22 protein-coding genes and 3 pseudogenes are annotated in these 18,465 nt (G+C 31.9%); all 25 read left to right on the top strand.

Translation table 11 applies throughout. The features are described from left to right. On the top strand, nt 1-586 hold a 586-nt coding region (locus tag ACXY7N_RS18100; protein ID WP_488592533.1), incomplete at its 5' end, for a transposase. A gap of 90 nt (nt 587-676) precedes the next feature. Beyond that, nucleotides 677-961, top strand: coding sequence for an AHH domain-containing protein (locus ACXY7N_RS18095; RefSeq protein ID WP_098413147.1), 285 nt, complete (start codon nt 677-679; stop codon nt 959-961). A gap of 22 nt (nt 962-983) precedes the next feature. Next, nucleotides 984-1,493 carry an ankyrin repeat domain-containing protein gene (locus tag ACXY7N_RS18090; protein ID WP_098413130.1) on the top strand — a complete coding sequence of 170 codons (510 nt, stop codon included), beginning with the start codon at nt 984-986 and terminating at the stop codon, nt 1,491-1,493. A 382-nt stretch (nt 1,494-1,875) separates the two neighbouring features. Next, nucleotides 1,876-2,570, top strand: a pseudogene (locus ACXY7N_RS18085) (DNA/RNA non-specific endonuclease); the annotation flags it as partial. A 93-nt stretch (nt 2,571-2,663) separates the two neighbouring features. Continuing rightward, nucleotides 2,664-3,044, top strand: a complete 381-nt coding sequence (locus ACXY7N_RS18080) for a polymorphic toxin type 15 domain-containing protein (RefSeq protein WP_223261050.1) — start codon at nt 2,664-2,666, stop codon at nt 3,042-3,044. A gap of 64 nt (nt 3,045-3,108) precedes the next feature. Continuing rightward, the gene (locus tag ACXY7N_RS18075) at nt 3,109-3,663 is read left to right on the top strand and encodes a T6SS immunity protein Tdi1 domain-containing protein (protein WP_016087098.1); all 555 of its coding nucleotides are present in this window, start codon (nt 3,109-3,111) and stop codon (nt 3,661-3,663) included. A gap of 399 nt (nt 3,664-4,062) precedes the next feature. Beyond that, on the top strand, nt 4,063-4,842 hold the full coding sequence (locus ACXY7N_RS18070) for a hypothetical protein (RefSeq protein WP_098413131.1): 780 nt from the start codon (nt 4,063-4,065) through the stop codon (nt 4,840-4,842). Between the two features lie 19 nt (nt 4,843-4,861). Then, nucleotides 4,862-5,261, top strand: a pseudogene (locus tag ACXY7N_RS18065) (pentapeptide repeat-containing protein); the annotation flags it as partial. A 51-nt stretch (nt 5,262-5,312) separates the two neighbouring features. Further along, nucleotides 5,313-5,969: a hypothetical protein gene (locus tag ACXY7N_RS18060; RefSeq protein ID WP_098486216.1), complete on the top strand. Its 657-nt coding sequence runs from the start codon at nt 5,313-5,315 to the stop codon at nt 5,967-5,969. Nucleotides 5,970-6,032: 63 nt separating this feature from the next. Next, nucleotides 6,033-6,556, top strand: a pseudogene (locus tag ACXY7N_RS18055) (DNA/RNA non-specific endonuclease); the annotation flags it as partial. Between the two features lie 7 nt (nt 6,557-6,563). After that, the gene (locus ACXY7N_RS18050; RefSeq protein WP_016087103.1) at nt 6,564-7,055 is read left to right on the top strand and encodes an immunity protein YezG family protein; all 492 of its coding nucleotides are present in this window, start codon (nt 6,564-6,566) and stop codon (nt 7,053-7,055) included. Nucleotides 7,056-7,392: 337 nt separating this feature from the next. Beyond that, entirely contained in the window at nt 7,393-7,737 is a 345-nt protein-coding gene (locus ACXY7N_RS18045; protein WP_061672664.1) for a DUF2185 domain-containing protein, read from the top strand. 730 nt (nt 7,738-8,467) lie between these two features. Then, nucleotides 8,468-8,959 (top strand): SMI1/KNR4 family protein, encoded by a 492-nt coding sequence (locus ACXY7N_RS18040; protein ID WP_033660170.1) that lies wholly within the window; start codon nt 8,468-8,470, stop codon nt 8,957-8,959. A gap of 265 nt (nt 8,960-9,224) precedes the next feature. Beyond that, nucleotides 9,225-9,956 carry a PoNi-like cognate immunity protein gene (locus tag ACXY7N_RS18035; RefSeq protein ID WP_454497687.1) on the top strand — a complete coding sequence of 244 codons (732 nt, stop codon included), beginning with the start codon at nt 9,225-9,227 and terminating at the stop codon, nt 9,954-9,956. 109 nt (nt 9,957-10,065) lie between these two features. Beyond that, nucleotides 10,066-10,287 (top strand): polymorphic toxin type 15 domain-containing protein, encoded by a 222-nt coding sequence (locus tag ACXY7N_RS18030; RefSeq protein ID WP_080117919.1) that lies wholly within the window; start codon nt 10,066-10,068, stop codon nt 10,285-10,287. A 226-nt stretch (nt 10,288-10,513) separates the two neighbouring features. Continuing rightward, nucleotides 10,514-11,056, top strand: a complete 543-nt coding sequence (locus tag ACXY7N_RS18025; protein ID WP_098986744.1) for a T6SS immunity protein Tdi1 domain-containing protein — start codon at nt 10,514-10,516, stop codon at nt 11,054-11,056. Between the two features lie 334 nt (nt 11,057-11,390). Continuing rightward, nucleotides 11,391-12,188 (top strand): toxin-antitoxin system YwqK family antitoxin, encoded by a 798-nt coding sequence (locus tag ACXY7N_RS18020; protein WP_353811134.1) that lies wholly within the window; start codon nt 11,391-11,393, stop codon nt 12,186-12,188. Nucleotides 12,189-12,507: 319 nt separating this feature from the next. Further along, entirely contained in the window at nt 12,508-13,512 is a 1,005-nt protein-coding gene (locus tag ACXY7N_RS18015; RefSeq protein ID WP_016134950.1) for a DUF7018 domain-containing (lipo)protein, read from the top strand. A 634-nt stretch (nt 13,513-14,146) separates the two neighbouring features. Further along, nucleotides 14,147-14,662, top strand: coding sequence for a SecY-interacting protein Syd (locus tag ACXY7N_RS18010; protein WP_016087113.1), 516 nt, complete (start codon nt 14,147-14,149; stop codon nt 14,660-14,662). Nucleotides 14,663-15,027: 365 nt separating this feature from the next. After that, nucleotides 15,028-15,174: a polymorphic toxin type 15 domain-containing protein gene (locus ACXY7N_RS18005; RefSeq protein WP_116349016.1), complete on the top strand. Its 147-nt coding sequence runs from the start codon at nt 15,028-15,030 to the stop codon at nt 15,172-15,174. 13 nt (nt 15,175-15,187) lie between these two features. Then, the gene (locus tag ACXY7N_RS18000) at nt 15,188-15,733 is read left to right on the top strand and encodes a T6SS immunity protein Tdi1 domain-containing protein (RefSeq protein WP_061672657.1); all 546 of its coding nucleotides are present in this window, start codon (nt 15,188-15,190) and stop codon (nt 15,731-15,733) included. 285 nt (nt 15,734-16,018) lie between these two features. Beyond that, entirely contained in the window at nt 16,019-16,285 is a 267-nt protein-coding gene (locus ACXY7N_RS17995; RefSeq protein WP_098413136.1) for a hypothetical protein, read from the top strand. Then, entirely contained in the window at nt 16,261-16,965 is a 705-nt protein-coding gene (locus tag ACXY7N_RS17990) for an SMI1/KNR4 family protein (protein ID WP_488592532.1), read from the top strand. Before ACXY7N_RS17995 ends, ACXY7N_RS17990 begins: the two co-directional genes overlap by 25 nt. A 336-nt stretch (nt 16,966-17,301) precedes the next feature. Next, nucleotides 17,302-17,832, top strand: a complete 531-nt coding sequence (locus ACXY7N_RS17985) for an Imm6 family immunity protein (protein WP_098413138.1) — start codon at nt 17,302-17,304, stop codon at nt 17,830-17,832. A 66-nt stretch (nt 17,833-17,898) separates the two neighbouring features. Beyond that, nucleotides 17,899-18,441, top strand: coding sequence for a T6SS immunity protein Tdi1 domain-containing protein (locus ACXY7N_RS17980; RefSeq protein ID WP_098413139.1), 543 nt, complete (start codon nt 17,899-17,901; stop codon nt 18,439-18,441). Nucleotides 18,442-18,465: the final 24 nt, after the last annotated feature.

Raw genomic sequence — 18,465 nt, 5'->3', positions numbered from 1 at the left:
TAAAGCAAGCGACATATTAAAACTTGTAAAAGAAGATGGACAAACAATGAAAGAGTATCAAGAAACGCGAGATTTTTTAGTAAGAAGTATTGTAAGGGACATTGAGTTTAAAAAGAAGGAAATGAAATACATCGAAAGAGAATTAAAAAAGTTAGTAAATCTACTAGATTATCAATTAGAGACGATGCCGGGAATAGAACTTGTGACGGCATCAGCATTAATTGCAGAAATTGGGGATGTAAGGCGATTTCCAAATGCCAACAAATTAGCACGATTCGCGGGGATTGCGCCTGTTTACTTTGGTTCTGGTGGGAAAGGTAAGACACATAAAAGCAAACAAGGAAACAGGGCGCTACACGCTTTATTTTATAATTTAGCAGTACAGCAAGTACAAGTAGCAAAAGGTAGTAAGATGCAAAGAAATCCAGTGTTTCATGCATACTATCAAAAGAAACTTAAAGAAGGTAAAACAAAAGGACAAGCATTGGTATGTATTATGAGAAGACTTGTAAACATTGTATATGGAATGATGAAATATAAAACGGCATATGAATTGCCGATAGTACAAGAAAAAGAAGTAGTTTAATAAGGTTTTACATGGTTTGCTTTTTTATTGTGAGGATTTAAGATTACAACATAGGGTACGGGTAAAACCGTAAGTGATTATCTTAATGATATGATAAAACCACATGCACATCATATTTTATTTAAAAAAGGCCTTCGTCAGAAGCAACAAGAACTGGTTCGAGAAGGTCAAGAAATATTAAGAAGGTATGGAATAGATTCAATAATTGGTAAAGAAAACCTTGTTTGGGCACCAAATGCTGTAATAGGACAACATAGTCTTGATGCTTTGGAGAATGTCGTAACTCGATTAAGGGCTGTTGAATTTGAGGGTGGTGAGCTTGACGATATCGTTGAAGCTCTTAAAGAATTAGGTGTATTAGCTAGCAGAAGATAATTGAATTTAAGGAGGATATGTTTTGGATAAAAAAATTGTAAACAAAGCAATAAGGAATGCAATTAAATTGGGAGATACTAGTGAAGTAAAACAATTAATAGGTGATGATAATGAAATTTTAAACACAATGACTTCATTTGGCACGTGGTTACATGTAGCTGCCAAGAAAGGACACCTTGAAATAGTTGAGTATCTAATTAATAAAGGTATAGATATTGATGCTAAAGGTGGTACATTTGATGCTTCTGCATTAAATTTGGCAGCAGGAGAGGGGCATTTGGAGATAGTAAAGTATTTAATAGAGACCGGCGCAGAATTAGATGTGAGCTTAGCGAAAAGAAATCCATTATTTGGAGCAATTTATGGTGGGCATAAAGAAGTAGTTGAGTTTCTAGTTGAAAAAGGAATAGATATTTCAATTAGATATACTGGAGAGAGTATTAAGAATATGGATGCATATGAATATGCTAGAGAATTTGGGCAAACAGAAATTGCTGAATATTTAAAGCGGAAGATGGATGAAAAAAAATAAACTGTTAAAAGAGTAAATACTCCTATGATGGTTGTACCATCATAGAGTATTACGTGCAATGATAGAATAGAAAACGAAGTACGAGCTTAGGTGCGATGACATTTTACTTGGTGGCGATAAACACATGGATTGTATATTAAACTAACGAGCTCGTACAAACTCGTAAGTTTTAACGTAGTAGTTTTCACCACATATAAAAGGTGTCATACTGTAACTACAAAACTTACAAATTTATGCTACTTAAAAACGTATAAACTTAAAGCACTTGATTGTCTATTTGAGGCAACAAGTGCTTTTTAAATTGAAAGGTATTATAAATTTATAGAAATTATTTTTATGAATTAAAGCTAACAGAAATTACTAGTATTATATAATTGAAAATACATTAGCAAAAGGTGTGGACTCCGTATCCCCAATCTTTAAAGGTGTAGAAATACTGCCAGATGGAAGTGTTGCTAGATCTGGAACGAACTATAGCGGGAAATTCCAAGAAGCCCATGATGCCTCGAAGGCGAGTATTCAGAGTAGGATCTCGAATTTGGAGAGTGGTGGGGTTAAGGGTACGGGTAATAAAACTAGTCAGGTTCTGGATGATATCATTAGGGACGGAAGTCATCTGCTTAAAGATGGAACATTAAAACCAGATGTTAAGATGTTAAGTATCAAGCAGGTGAATATGAGTATTTATATGAGACAGACAACATGGGGAGACTTAAAGAGTTTAATGCAGATGACTTAAAATTAACAGAAAGAGATAGTAGATTGTCACATAAATCGAATACACCAGGAAAAGAACCAGGAGACCACGCTGGACATTTAGCTGGTGATAGATTTGGTGGGTCTCCAGATTTAGATAATCTTGTATCTCAATCGAGTAATGTGAATTTGAGTAAATACAAGAAGTTAGAAAATCGATGGGCTGCGGCTATAAAAGGTGAAAAAAAGGTTTCTGTTAATGTTAAAGTTAATTATGAAGGAAAATATAGATATGATTTAGTTTATTCAAATGATGAAGAACTATTACCGAATGATATTTTTGATTTATGGTTTGAGGAAGTGGAGAAAAGTAATTGCTAAAGTGAACCTTGATGGGCTATATGCCTCTCAAGGTTTTTATAATTTTATACTGAAATTAAAAGCTTATAGTAAAAAGCGAAGCGTACGGGTGAAGTGAGGAACCTAGATAACATTCCGCGAATTGATGAAATTGAAGTAAACTGTAATTATAAAACTAAATTCGATTCAGAGGAATTTGCAAGACAGTTAAAAGATCAAGAAAAAGGTATGAATGCATTAACTGTATATGAGTACCAGCAAAATCGGAAGCGATTTATTGATGAAGGTAGAGCAATAGAAGGAGATGCAGCACAACAAGCAGCTAGTTGGTTGAAAACACAGGTAGCACTTCATAATCCGGATCAAATAGCAGGGGGGAATCCGTTGCATATTGGTGGGCTGGGAGATAAAAGGATAAATTCTTCACTAGGTAGTCAATGGCGGTATAGAATTGATATTGTTGATGAACAAATCAAGGAATTGAAAACAGTTTAACCTTAGAACAACGGAAAAGTACGTATTTAAATGTTAAATTTACATAGTAAAGGAGGAATGTCAATTGAGTATTTATAGTGATTTTAAAAAAAATAGTAAAGTAGAAGAGTATACAATAAATAAGTATAAAGAATACCTTCCTAAAGAATTGATTGAAGCATGGAGAATTTATGGCTATGGGACTTTTATGGATGGCTATTTAAAAGTAATAAATCCGGATGATTTTAGTTCTTTAGTAAGCGACACATACTTAGGGAGTAAAGGAACAATTCCTATTTTTACTACATCCCTAGGTGATATTATAATTTTTGAGAAAGATGAAAATCAAGAGTCGTATATAGTGATGATTAACTATCGGAAAGGTAAAACAAAAGTGTTAGCCTCAAAATTCTCTTTGTTTATTAGATTTTTAGAGGAAGAAGCATTTAAACAAAGGGCATTAGGTTGGTTACCTTATCCAGAGGCAATAAAACAATATAATGAACCAGAGTATGAAGAATGTTTTGGTTATACACCTTTACTAGGGCTTGGTGGAGAAGAAAAAGTAGAGAATTTAAAAAAGGTGAAATTGAAGGAACATATTCTAATTATTACTGAGTTTATGGGCCCTGTCCAATAATAGAAAAAGCAGCATGTGTTTTGATCCTATGCGAATGGATATATAGGATTAGTTTTAATAACTTATACTTACTAATTCATTTGCACATATGTCAATGTCCGTATTGCTAAAATTAAATATACAATAACTCATAAGAAGGTTAATGAAAATAAAGTATATGTTGTGTGGAAAGAAAAAGAATAGGTTGTTAGAAAGTACGTACTTCATGATGGTTGGACCAAATGATAGTAAAGAAAAAGGAGTACGAGTTTTGGTGAGATGACATTTACTATTTGGATGATCTAAATACCGATAAAGTCACTCATAAGTGGGAAACTGATTCAGATTTACCTGGTGAAGATAAATGGGGAAATATAAAATAGTTACATGGCTTTATTTTTAGTATTAAGGAGGATATAAATGAAACCTAATTATTTTTCAATTTCAATGTACCCCACAGTATCTTTTAACGAGGAAGAGATACTGGGGCGTCTTCTGGATGTGTTTGAGTCAAATGAGAAATTTGCTCCTACTCATTGGGGCAACTGTGAAACAATACGGGTAGAATATAACCGCCAGGAAATTATTAGAAAAGTGATTTCGGAGCGTAGGGTATCTGAAGTTCACTTGTATCGTGATAAATCTGTAAACTATAGAGGGAGCTTTCAAGTTAACTTGGGCCATGGCTCATTTTTGGAGTTTGAGTTTCAAAAGTCTGTACCAAAAAAAATGTGGCCGGATTTTTTTGAACTATCTGATCAAATCGCAGAAATTGTGAAACCACTTTATGGAGTGGCGCAAATTTGTTGGCCAGTACCCTATCCGTGGAATACGGAACGTGAACGTTTGCTTATGTGGATGAATATATCTTCACTACCTATACCAGTCGAGTTTCTTCCCAACGGTCCCTTGGGGCTAGGAGCTAGAACATATTTTGGTAGTCATGTTTTGGACATGTTTGGTAGAGATTTATTGTTAAAGAGTCCAGGAGTTATATCGGAACTGGATTGGGGTGGTATTTGCATAGATCTTTTAAAGGCCCCATTAGAGGCTGATGGTGATATATTACTAGATAGTTGGTTACATGTAATGGAATATTTAGAACCAGCTCAAGTAATAGCTATACCAAGTTTTGATGAGGATCGGATGGGGGTATCTTATTCTCCAAATGTCGTTTGGGAGATTTATCTTAAAAGATAAATCAAAGGAGATAGTAATAATGAAGGAGAATAGCAACAATAGAATAAAAGTCATGGAAATATTAAATATTAAATCGATCTCAATACAATGATGAGGTTATAGATGGACTAGATATGAGTGATTTAGATCTTACTTTTTCAGATTTTTCAGAGATGAGGGCAGAGTGTATCATGGCAAAACGAGTTCTGTTAAGGGCGTCTTCATTAATGAGAGCATCTTTTTTTGATTGTGATTTTGAGTTGGCTGATTTCAGGAGCTGTAATTTAGAGGAAATGCATATTGCAGATTGTAGATTTGGTGAAGCTAATTTCTCTAAGGCCAATATGAAATATGCAAAGGTAAATATAACTAGTTGTTTTGAAACATGTTTTGATGAAGTTGATTTTTCATATGGAGAATTAGTTGGAACTATATTAAATGATGTAAATGTAAATTAATTGAAAATTGCAAGGGATTATTGGAGGTGTAATGTGAAAGCTAATAAAGCATTTGAATGCGTATGTAATCTAATATCTGAAAAGTATTTAGATAATGGTTGGAAGTATTCTAAGTCTGGTCATTGGATGAGTAAAAAAGATAAAAATTTCATTTATAAGGTACTCTTTTATACAAGTTGGAATAATATATCTGATAAAAATGTAGTATTTTATGGTGAATGCGCAATTCTTCCTTTAAAATCTAAAGATAAAATATTTCATATTAATACACGTCAGTGCAATGTACCAAGCGGTCAGTTATATTGGAACATTGCAAATGAGGAAGAGTGGGAGCGGACAGTTAACGAATTCACTAATTGGTTAAATAGTGTATTTATGCCAATTGTAGAAAGGTGCACGAATGATTTGAACAACTTTGTAAAAGAGGTTGTTGAAAGGGGTTTTTATCCTCAAAAGGGTTATATGGTAGATATAAATTTTATATTAACACACGGGTCGCGCGAATTGGCAGAGGAAGCTATCAAAAGATACCATAATAGTTTGGAAGATTCGATAAAAAAAGAATTTAAAGACAACTATGAAAGTATGGTGTGTGGTAATGAAGCAGTTAGTACATATGGTAATAACATGATGAGAAATTACACCAATTTTAGAACTATCATAGATAATAAAATAATTGTTACTTTATAGTATATAAAATAGTTTGACTTAGTAAGTGATAATTGGTACTCCAGTTATCGCTTTTTGTTTTAACTAAAGGGTACGGGTGAAACTCCTAAGATAGCTGAAATAAAAGAGAAAGATCTAAGGAAGCACATTATTAAAGGAAACATGGAAGGAAAGAACTTGCGCCAAACGTACGCTATATTATTGAGGACGGTTATAAATATACAACAGATGAACTTGGTAGAATAGTAGATGTCGAGGCGGAAGGATTAATACTTCAAAAAGGAAAACGAAACACAGGAATGCAAGTGGCTGCAGGAAGAGAAGATAGATTGCCTGATGATGATTATGATGATGGTGGGCACTTGATAGGAACGCAATTCCATGGATCCGGTCATATTGATAATTTAGTCGCTCAAAATAAACAAATTAATCGTTCGGGTGTAGAATGGGCTAATGCATTAGGTGGAAAGCCTCCTAAAAAAGTATCAGTAAAGATTGAACCAGTATACTTAGGTTCATCGCTAAGACCAAACTTATTTAAAATAAAATACCAAATTGAAGGTCAACGTAAGGTAATACGTGAAATACTTAATAAAACAGGAGGTTGATGTAAAAGTGTTCGAATTAGAATTAAATAAAATCTATCAAAATATAGCTCAAAAAATAAATGATACAATTCCCGTAGAATGGGATATCTTTTATTTTAATGCAGAGATTCATAACCAAGAGGGTGGGGTATTATTCTTTTTCAATACCCCAGATAGATTAGATGAATATATATATTCCCATGATATACCAGATGTATTTAATGTAAGTGAAAAAGAATATGATAAGAAATATGATGAATTATTTCATTTAAGTATAGAGTTACAGGAAATATTTATAAAAAATAATCAGGAACCTTGGTATTCTTTTGACATGATTGTGACATCTGAGGGTAAAGTAAAAATTCATTATGGGTATACTAAATGGTATCAATCTACTTTTGGACCGAGTGACCGAGTGAATTATTTTGAATATAAATATTTAGGGAAGAAACCTAGTAATGAAAATGAGCGAAGAAAATTCGAAGAGATGAAAGAATATGAAGAGCAAAATAAATCTTAAAATATTTTTTGTTAAATTAAGGAATGCATAATTACCGAGTAAACATGTAAAATATCCAAATTAACTAGCTTTAGTTGGACTATTGAAAAAAAGAATAGTGACGGATTAATGTTACTTATAAAACATATGAAATTAAAGAACTTGATTGTTATTTTGGACAACAAGTGCTTTTTTCATAGATGTATGTAAACTTAATGAATAATGCGCGGTATATATTAATAAAAGAAAATAAATTGTTAATATTGTATAATTGAAATTAGAAGAGCAAAAGGTGTGGGTTATACCGAAGAGTATTCTTTGAGAAATGATTTATTAACTCTTATTGAGGAGTGTGAATATGAAAGTTAATCATTCTGACTATGGAGGTTTTATTGTTTCTAAGAATGTTGTAGCCGGAAAACCAATACGTTATACATTTAGAGAAAAATCAGAAGTTCCTCAATTAAATGGGTGGACTATTTACTCTTCAGAAGATAATGATGAATATGTAAATGATTCTAGTAATTTTCAAGTTTTAGGAGCAAACTCTGTATTAGAAATAGCCCCAGTTATGTTAGAAATTTTTGATGCTCCCTATGGAACAGACCTATGTTGGTTGTATAAAGAAGGTGTTCATGTAGGATTTTATGATTTGATAAGTGAAGATGAGAAAGATATTGTTCAAATTGTAAAAGGAAATTGATGCTATTTTGTGAGTTCCTTGATCACTAACAAAAATACATTTCCAATAAGAAAAGTCAACAGCGACGTTAGGAGAACGTAATGGTCTGTTGACTTTTTTTATAGTGTCATTTCATGACAAGATTTATTTATCATCTTCGTTTAAGTTAATGGTTTCTTTGTTTTTACCAGCAATTCGTAGATTATTCAATTTGTTTTTACGAACTTCAAGGATAGCTTTTCTCATGTCTCGTTCGATTCGTTGCTTGTAAAGAAGTTCTGTAAATGCTCTAAAGCATTCATTGCCACTTCCAACATGCACTCGAATCAATCAATCTAAATAAAAAAGCTCGCCTTTTTCATTCTTATTTTTTCAACAAAAACCGACATTCGCTCGCAAATCCTCAATAATATTAATTTCATCGGCAATACCATTGATATTATAGTTTGTCGGCTTGATATTTTAAGATTCCCAATATTTTAAAGGGAATGATGTTAAGATTACAATGAAACTAGATAAAAGTTTATATATTAAGCTAGATGATATACAGTTTAAAAATTGAAAAAGGTGAAGTGCCAAGAGAACTTTTTACTCCACAATAGCTTGATCAGATTGAAAAGGGAAGAGCTAGAATAAAGGAGGTTACTTGGCACCATCATCAGGTTCCTGGAAAGATGTAATTAGTATTAGAAGATATTCATGGGGCAGTTAACCATATTGGTGGAAATAAATGATGGGGAGAGGGTATGAGATGAGAAAAGATTTAGAGTGGGAATATGCTGATGCAGAAGTATCAGAAACTAAGATTAAAGAAATTGGATTACAATTAGGCTTCCAGTTACCTCAAGATTATATTGAGTGTGTAAAAATAAATGGAGGTGCGAGTGTATTACCAGAAGAATTTAATGTAGGCAATGTAGAGCGTTGCTTTGGCAGTTTATTTAGTTTTGATGAGGAAAGTAGTGAGTACATTGTTAAAAAGTATGAAATATACAAACCTACGCTTCCGCAAAAGATTTTCCCTATTGCAATTGATCCAGCAGGAAATTTAATATGTTTTGACTATAAAAATGCCAAAAGTAACCCTGTTGTGGTATTTTGGGAACATGAGAATGCTGGCGAAAAAGAAATGTTAATGCGTCAAGAAGGGTTAACAGAAGCACAAGTAGAAGAACTGGCAAGAGAAAATGTATTTTACATTGCAGATACATTTACTGATTTTTTAAGTAAATTACACGATTAAAAAATATAATGATGAATGAAAAATAAAGTTTATGTGAAGTGGATAAAAAATAATAGGATATTTGAACTATATACTCCATGATGGTTGTACCATCATGGAGTATTATGTGTAATGATAGAATAGAAAAAGAGGTACGAGCTTTGGCGAGATGACATCTTACTGGAGGCTGAATATAAATTATGGAATGTATATTAAACGAACTCGTACAAACTCGTAAGTTTTAACGTAATAGTTGTTACCACATATAAAAGGTGGAAGAGAAATTATGCTAAGGGATAAAATCAAAAATGATATATATTTTAACGAATTTATCGATTATGAGGAAAAGAGAATAGAAAAGTTTTTAATATTGGTTGAAAAGGTTATTGGGGAAAGAGGCAAAGGTGATAAAGGTGTAAGGAATGGATATATAGCGCTACAGGGATATCATTTTAATAAATTAAGGGCAATGTACTCTGCGGGTTGTTCTATTCAAACTATTCGTGATTTTTTACCTGAAGTAATAAATATAATGGAAAAAGCGTGGAATAAAGAAAGTGGATATATACGTATGTTATGGATGATATCTATAGCAGTAATGCTAAATGTTGAAGATAAAGAATTTAATAGACTAATAGCGATGGTCAGGAAAGAAGGATTAAATGATTATTTGATTAATTATTTTATTGCTTTTAGAAATGGTGAGCCATCAGATTTTTATGAGCAAAGTGAGTTTTATGTAAAAGATCCATATTTAAAATTAAAAGAAGTAATTGAGAGTAATAAAATTTCACAAGAGAATGCTATAAAAAATTTAGAGAAATATATAAAGGAATATTGGTATAAGGGACATTCAGAAGAAGCATGGTATGATGCACATGAAAATAAACATGACATTTATAGTGGTTACTGGAGTTTTGAAAGTGGAGCAATCGCTAAAATTTTTAAATTAGATGACTCAATCTTGAAAGATAGTTCATATTACCCTTATGATATGGTGCATTGCCAAGAAAAATAAATATTAGAATCCACAGTGATAAAATTTTATACTGTGGATTTTTTAAATTTGTGTTTAAGTACCTACTAAGGATACGTGGGAAGTAAAGGACCTAGATAACGTTCCGCGAATTGATGAAATTGAAGTAGACTTTAATTACGTAACTAAATTCGATTCAGAAGAATTTGCAAGACAGTTAAAGGATCAAGAAAAAGGTATGAATGCATTAACCGTATATGAGTATCAGCAAAATCGGAAGCGATTTATTGATGAATGTAGAGCAATAGAAGGAAATGCAGCACAAAAAGCAGCAGGAGAAAGAGCATTAAGAGATAAATTGAATAAGGATTAACACTTAAGGAAGTGAATGAATGAAAACTCAAGCAGTCCTATATAATCCAGGTCAAGTCGCTGAGGAGATTCAGTATTTATGTTCTCAATGGAGGATTGAATAAATGTACTAGATGAACAAATTTGAAAAATATCTTCGAACGTGAATGAAGAGCAATTGAAAAATATCTATTTGAATGTCAAATTAACAAATTGAAGGAGGGAAAATTTTGCATACCTTAAAAATAATGAGTGAATTTAAACTGGAACAAAAAGTCCCTGAAAGTATAATTGAAAAATATTCTAATACACTTCCTGAATCATTAACTGGTATTTGGAAAGAGTATGGATTTGGAACGACCTTGAATGGATTTCTTAGGTTAATTAATCCTGAAGATTATTTTGAAATTGTGAAAGAAACATATATTAGACATCAAAATACAATACCATTATTTACAACAAGTATGGGGGATATCCTTTTGCTTGAGAAATATGGTGATAAATCATATATTATTCAATTAAATTATCGTAAAGGAAAATCAAAAGTCATTGCTTCTAAATTTGAGCTATTTTTAAGGTTTCTTGAGGAAGAAGAATATTTAGAAGAAGACATGGAATGGAATCCTTATTTAGTAGCCATCCAAAAATACGGAATACCAGCTTATAATGAGTGTTTTGGTTATATTCCTCTTCTTGGATTAGGAGGGACAGAAAAAGTAGAGAATCTGCAAAAAGTTAAATTGATTGAACATATTTATTTAATTACGCAGTTTATGGGGCCGATTGAATAAATGATTGTAGACCAAGAGATTATTTAATGGTAGTCACCTTTATTTTAAATAAGACTTATTTCCCGTAGCAAAAGGCTTGGATAATACCCCATTCTTCATAAAAAATCAAGAGGTATTACTTAATGGAAGTGTACGTAGATACGGTGAACGAACTTCAGTGAAAGCGTAAAAGAAGCACTAAAGAGGAATCCTAATGTTCGAGTAAAAGATTTAACTGTAAATGTTATAAGAACAGGAATTAATAAGAATAAGCCTGGTGAAATTACGTTCAAGTGTTGTCCACATTGCTCATATTTATTGAAGGAATTTGAAATGATATCGGAGGTTTCTAAATTTGGAAGATAAAATATTAAATGGAGAATACGTTATGAATAATGGCAAAAAGTTTGGAGAGGATTTTGGATATGGAGGAGATGAATACGATTCTTTTATAGTAGAATATGATCGAGACAATAATGAGCATATTTTTACTGGAATCATTTATGACTGTTATGAGAATGGTAATTTAGCAAATTACTATATGGTTAAGGATGGAATTAAAAATGGAGAAATGGTTAATTTTTATCCAAATGGACAAATTAAAGAAATTAAACATATAGAGAATAATACTTTAGAAGGTATACAAAAAGAATTTTATGAAAATGGTGTTATAAGATTAATGGAACATAGAGCTTTAGGGAGATTAGTGAGTTTTAAAAAATATGATGAAAAAGGAAAAATAGTAGAAGAAATGAAGGAAACAAACAATGAAATCTACGATGTCAGATACCATAAATATTGGGGAAATTGGATTAGAACGCATACCAAAGTAGAAGAAAGATTACATGAAATGCAAAACGATCGATTTGCAATTAAAGATATTACTTATATAAATTCGGATCATGAGGGACTTCGAAAATATATAGTAATTTTAGCACTTAATAGCGACGGTATATTTGAAAATAATCCCCCTTTCATTGAGGATTTGCTCAAAGTAACCATCATGCTTAAAGAAGAACTAGATAATAAAAATTTTGTCATAGATTTAACCAATAAGACTGGAACATTATACACAACTTGGTTATCATCAAAAGAAATTAAAGAAGCAAATAATATCGAAGATCTTGTAAAAGAGAGATTTCCTGTGAATTAAATGTAAAATCCTTTTTATGTTTGGTATTTGATGAGAACGCACAATATTTGAACGTCTCAGTCCAAACCCATCAACTTAATATTTTTATAACAACCCATTCTAAAAATCACATGTATTTTTGTTTCGGGATGAATAAGGATAAATTTGGAATAAAGGTATACAAAGGGGGATTCTCTACAACTGTAATACATGTTATCATATTATTAAAATCCCTAAAATTTCCTTTAAGAACAAAAATGAGCTTATATTTGTTTATTTATTTTATGTTACAGTTCCATATGGTAGTCAATTAAAAAACTTTTAAATAGGAGTATACATAATGAAAGCAAAGAAACTCGTAATGTTAGCAATTCCAGTTATGTTATTAGTAGGTTGTGGGACAGATAAAGTAGACTCAAAAGCGAAGGATAAAGTAGAGTCTAAAGCAGAAACAAAAGAGAAGTTATCGAAAGACATTTATCCAGTACGTATGACTAGCTTATCATCTGAGTTAATGGGAAAAATCACGAATATAGTAGAAGTAGCAATGAATAAAGAAAAGGATGAGAAAACTTTAAAGAAAGAAGTCCTAAAACAAGAATCTGAGTTACAAACAATCATTGCTAAGTTTGATAAGATTGAACCACCAAAAGAGTATGCAAAATCACATAAAGATTTACTAAAAGCAGTTGATTGTTATAGTAAAGCTTACTCAAAACAAGCTAAGTATTTTAAAGCAAATGAGAAGGATATAGACCCTGATAAGAAACAGGAAATCACAGAGTTAATCGAACGAGGTAATAAGTATTGGATATCAGGATTCCAACCTGTCCAAGACGAAACATCTAGAGTAGGCGCTGTGAATGCAAATAAAGCTGTAAAGGATAAGCAGAGTGCATTGGGGGATACGGACTCTGACACGATAAAAAGAACAGATGATGCCCCTAAGTCAAACGATGTATCTAATTTAGAAGAAGTTACGAAGTATAAGCAAGACATTATAGACAGTTCGAATGCAATTGCAGATACAATGCACTTAATTGAAGGAATAGCAGGTTCAGACATCAAGGCTTATGTACAGAAGAAAAGTGAAATCCAACTAAGTGTAGGTGGAGCAAAAGCAAATGCTAAGAAACTAAAGGAATTAAAAGCACCTTCAGGATTTGAGGGAGAACAAAACGAGATAAAACAATCCATGCAATATTATGAAGATGCTTTCCAACTTCTATTTGATGCAATAGAGCAAGAAGATCAAGCTAAACTTCATGAGTCAATGGGTAAGACACGTATAGGTGCAAAGATATTTGATGAAGCAACAAAGGGTATTGCAGATAAATCAAAATAATAAAGGGAATATGTAAATGAAACGTAAATTGTTATCTTTAGTTGTTCCAATCATGTCATTGTCAGGAATAGCTTGTTCTAGCAAAGACGTTGCAGAAGAAAAGAAGACTGATAGTTTGCAAGTAGCTGTAGATTATCAACTCAAGCCCCCACTGAGATGAAACATTTCAGTGGGGGCTTGAGTTAGAACGATAGGTCTTTTCGTCTATCGCTAGGAAGTTTGACGCTCTAGCATTCATGCCACCTTATGGTAATGCCCCAAGTATGTTTTTTGTTGGTACTAGAAACGAACAATCGTTTCCCCACTTGCACTATCCTTTCGAAAAACGGTAGTCCTGTTGTGATAATATCAAGTGATAAACCCGATTTAAATGGGATTCCTCCTCAACCAAGACTTTGGGGAAGAATAGTGAAATTTATTATACTGATCCAAGTAGTGGTAAAGTGACTCACATATGGAACTATAATCCGATTCTACCTGGTGGAGGTCAGGTTATGCCTGTACCCTCAAAGCCATACCCAGGGTTAGGGTGGATTCATCATCCTGAGAAAAGCGCAGGAGTTTGGGGAAATGACCAAAAATATGCTGAACGATTAGAAAAGTAAGGGTGATTATTTTGGTAATGAAGGATGCTATGAGCAAATATTTTAATTTAAGAAAAGAATATTTTGATAAAGGGTTAGATTTTTTATTTAAAACGCCATACAGCGAAGAAGTGGCTTCATTTATATATAAGGGTGAAATGGATGATGAAAAAGAAATTTCATGGAAACCTATTGAAAAAAATAATAAGAATGATTTAACGATGATTGAGGAAAGGTTTGAAATTAAACTGCACACTTCAATTGATGATTATTTTAATTCTTATTGGTTTGCTGATTTAGATGGATTTATTGGTAATCATTATATTAGGCTAGAACCTGTATTACCAAATATTGAATTGGATTCCTTCGAAAGTAATTTAGAAGGGTATAAAAACAATCATAATAAGGTTGATAAGACTCCGATAGGTGTAGAGGGGAACGGTTTGATAGTTGTGTTACATAATGTAAGTGGTAAGGTTGAATTGGAGAATTTTGAACGAGGTTCGTTTAAAGCGATTTCGGATAGTCTAGATGAGTTGATTTCTAATTTAAAGTTACAAAAATAATATACTAAGAACATTTATATGAAAAAATGTCTGATATGAAGTGTAGCCTAAGTGTTAGATGCAATTGGACTGCAGTTTTTTATAGAAAGATGTAATAAAAGATCAGGCTAAGACCTACAAAATTTATGCTATTTAAAAAACATATGAACTTAAAGTGCTTGATTGTCTACGAAGGCAACAAGTGCTTTTTTTATACAAAGGCATGTTATAATTTTATTAGGAGATTATTTAGATTATATAAATAATTTAAATTCAATGAATAGAAACGATAGATAACATCATAGTAGGATTTGAAAATATAGAAACTACCTAATCGAAGCAGACCTTTATGTTCTTAATCAAGTAGCTGTTAGGGAATTGATGGTATGGGGTATAAAAGGATAATTTATTTCTTAGGTAATCAATGGCGGTATAGAATAGATATTACTGATAAACACATTGAGAAAATAGAAAAAAGCATGACACCAGAACAACAAAAAAATACTTATTTGAATGTAAAGTTAATACATTAAAGGAGGAGTTTAAATGGAGCAATATTTGAAAGATTTTAAGTTACATAATAAAGTTCCTAGTGAAACTATTGAAAAGTATAAAAACTTAGTACCAAATGAAATAATAAATTTTTGGAGTAACTATGGATTTGGTACATTTATGCAAGGGTATTTTAAAAGCGTAAATCCAGAGGAATTTAAAGAGATTTTGGAGGAGAGTAGTCAAAGATATAAGGATTCAATAGTATTGTTTGCTACGGGTATGGGAGACTTGGTTATTTGGTCAGATGGATATGTTAGATTACTTAATTACAGGTATGGTATAGTAAAGACCATTATGTTTACATTTGAATTTTTCTTTCAAAATATTGCTGATTTAGAATTTAGAGATGAAGATTTATCTTGGCAACCTTATCCCGAAGCGCTTAAACAATATAATGAGTTAGAGTATGATGAGTGTTTTGGGTATACACCTCTATTAGGGTTAGGTGGTGCAGAAAAAGTAGAGAACTTAAAAAAGGTCAAATTGAAGGAACATATTCTTATTATTACTGCTTTTATGGGGCCAGTAGAGGTATAAGGTTCGTTCTAATGAATTAGACTTACTGCTTATTTTATATTTTACAAGCACATATGAAATTAAAGCACTTGTCGATTAAAGACAAGTGCTTTTTTAATAGATAGGCATGTTATAAATTTAATTATTTTTATGAATTAAGGCTAACATATATTAGTAATATTATATAATTAAAAATAAACTAACGAAATATTTCGATAATAGACTTTCTTTTATTAAAGGTGTAGAAGTATGAATTAATGAAAGTGTAAAAAGAAGTTTTTGTGGCCTTTAAGGAAGGTATTCAGTATGCAGAGTAGAACCTCGAACTTGGAAAGTTATGTTGTTAAGGGCACAGGTAATCTTGTAAAAGAAGTAGCTTCAAAAAAACTGTTACCAAAAGAAGGTGACATAAGAACGTATAAAAATCTAAATAAAGCAGAATCAGTTAGCTCAAATAAAGGATGGTTAAAGAAAAAGTACTTGAAAGAAAGATACAGGAACAGATTGACGACTTTAATAAACAAAGAAAAATGGGAGATGAATAGTAGATGGATCAAAAACTTAATTATTTAAAAAGGTACAATAAAAATGTACGAATATTAACAATCGATGAAATTAGTAGACTGGATGATAATGAGATACCAATTGAATGGAGAGAACTGTTTTATAATGACGATATTAAAGGGAGAATTGATTTACTTCTGAACATATGGGGGGGAAATGTAGGGACTGAATTACGGAATACGATCTCCTATCTAAATAAACATCTAACAAATGTTGAAATTATGGATGTAGAAGGGACTTATTCGATTTTATACACAATAAGAAATTCCAAAGGAGACATATTATATTACGAAGGGTGTAATCCTCAAAAGGGACAAAAAAAAATAGAATTAGAGGATGCATGGGATAAAATACCTGCTTCAATTCGAAGTTTTTATGAAAATGTTCATGATGGATTTTATTACTATGCGAGTGAATCAATGGGCTTAGTTCCACTTGAATCAGTAACATATCTTGGGGACGAGGATATTGAATGGAGTATTATTGATGATTTAGAAGAGCCTATAAAAATCAACCTAGATTCATCGTTTGGTTTTTTCACTAATGGTATGGGGAGCTACGTAGCTATAGATTACAATAATTGTATTGATAACACTGCTACCTTTTGGTCTGCAAAAGTAAAGCCCAAATATAATATCAGTTTTTGGAGTTATGTAGATGAGTGGATTGTAATTGGTTTTGAAGCGTAACTAGGTAAAGGTGGTTTTATCATAGTATTTGTCCACGGTAATGACAAAGATCTTGGTGATAAGGTTTAAATTATAAAATTACCATGTTTAGTAAACTTTCATGAGTGTGCTCCATAGGGGAATTTCCGAATAATCCTATTTTAACTAACAAATCCTTCAGTTGTATGTATAAAATGTTATCAGGAATTGGCGAAAGATAAAGGTCCACTTGGTGTGTTAAAGCGATTCAGTTAATAATCGAAGTAACTTTAGAAATTGACGAAAGTATTAAAGTAAATGGTAGGCTTAATCTAGAAATAAGAAATGGAAAGTAAGTTGAATAGTTGGAGGTTGATTATGGCTAATATAAACTTCGATAGGTTAACAGAAGACGGCAAAGTAATATTTTTTCTTGGACTTTCAGAAAAAGTTTTGTCGGTATTTTCTCAAAAAGAAGAGAAAATTTTTGCCCAAGAAGTAATATATAAGTGTTGGGAGTGGGTAGAAGATAAAGAAAATATAGGGGATATTCTTTATGATTTATTGGATAATGAAGAAAATGGTATAACTATAATTCAAGAGATGTCAGTTAATGAAGTAGATGTCATAGCATGGAACTGCATTATTGATGCAGTTGCTTACACTAGTAGAAAAGCATTTGAAAAAGAAGGTGTCAAATATTATCCAGAACCAATTGCTTTAGTTGATGACACATTAGTAAACCATTGTATTGAGTGTTTTGAAAAGTGTATAGAAAATTCAGATGGTTATATACAGAGAATAAGTTCTTTATTATATGGTTACCAGGATGAGGAAATTGCGAGTGATTTACGAAAAAAAATCCTTACCATAAACAGTTTATGCAACACGAAAAAGAAGGTACGATAGCAGAATTTGAAGACGCTATTAATAAAGAAGGACTAAATGTAAAGTTAACGTAGTGGAGGAGTATAAATGGAGCAATATGTAAAAGATTTTAAGTTACATAATAAAGTTCCGAGTGAACTCATTGAAAAGTATAAAAATATAACCCCTAAAGAAATAATAGATTTATGGCAGGATTATGGATTTGGAACATTTATGGCGGGGTATTTTAAAAGTGTCAATCCAGAAGAGTACATTGATATCTTACAAGAGAGTAGCCAAAGATATACGGATTCTTTAGTTTTATTTGCAACAAGTATGGGGGATTTAGTCATCTGGGCTGATGGTTATGTAAGATTGCTTAATTTTAGATACGGGGTACTTAAAACACTTATGCCAAACTTTCTATACTTTTTTAAAAGTTTGGATTCGGAAAAATTTCGAGAAGAGTATTTGAAATGGAAACCATATCCAAAAGCAGTAGAAACATATGGAGAAGTGTCTTATGACGAGTGTTTTGGATACATCCCTTTGTTAGGGCTTGGTGGAGCAGAAAAAGTAGAGAATTTAAAAAAAATCAAATTGAAAGAACATATTCGTATTATTACTCATTTTATGGGGCCAGTTCAGTAATAATAAGGAGCATGTGCCTTAATA

It is taken from the genome of Bacillus sp. 5w2 (genome assembly GCF_054353775.1).
Note: the sequence above shows the minus strand (reverse complement) of the source record. Positions and strands in the feature narration are given on the sequence as shown.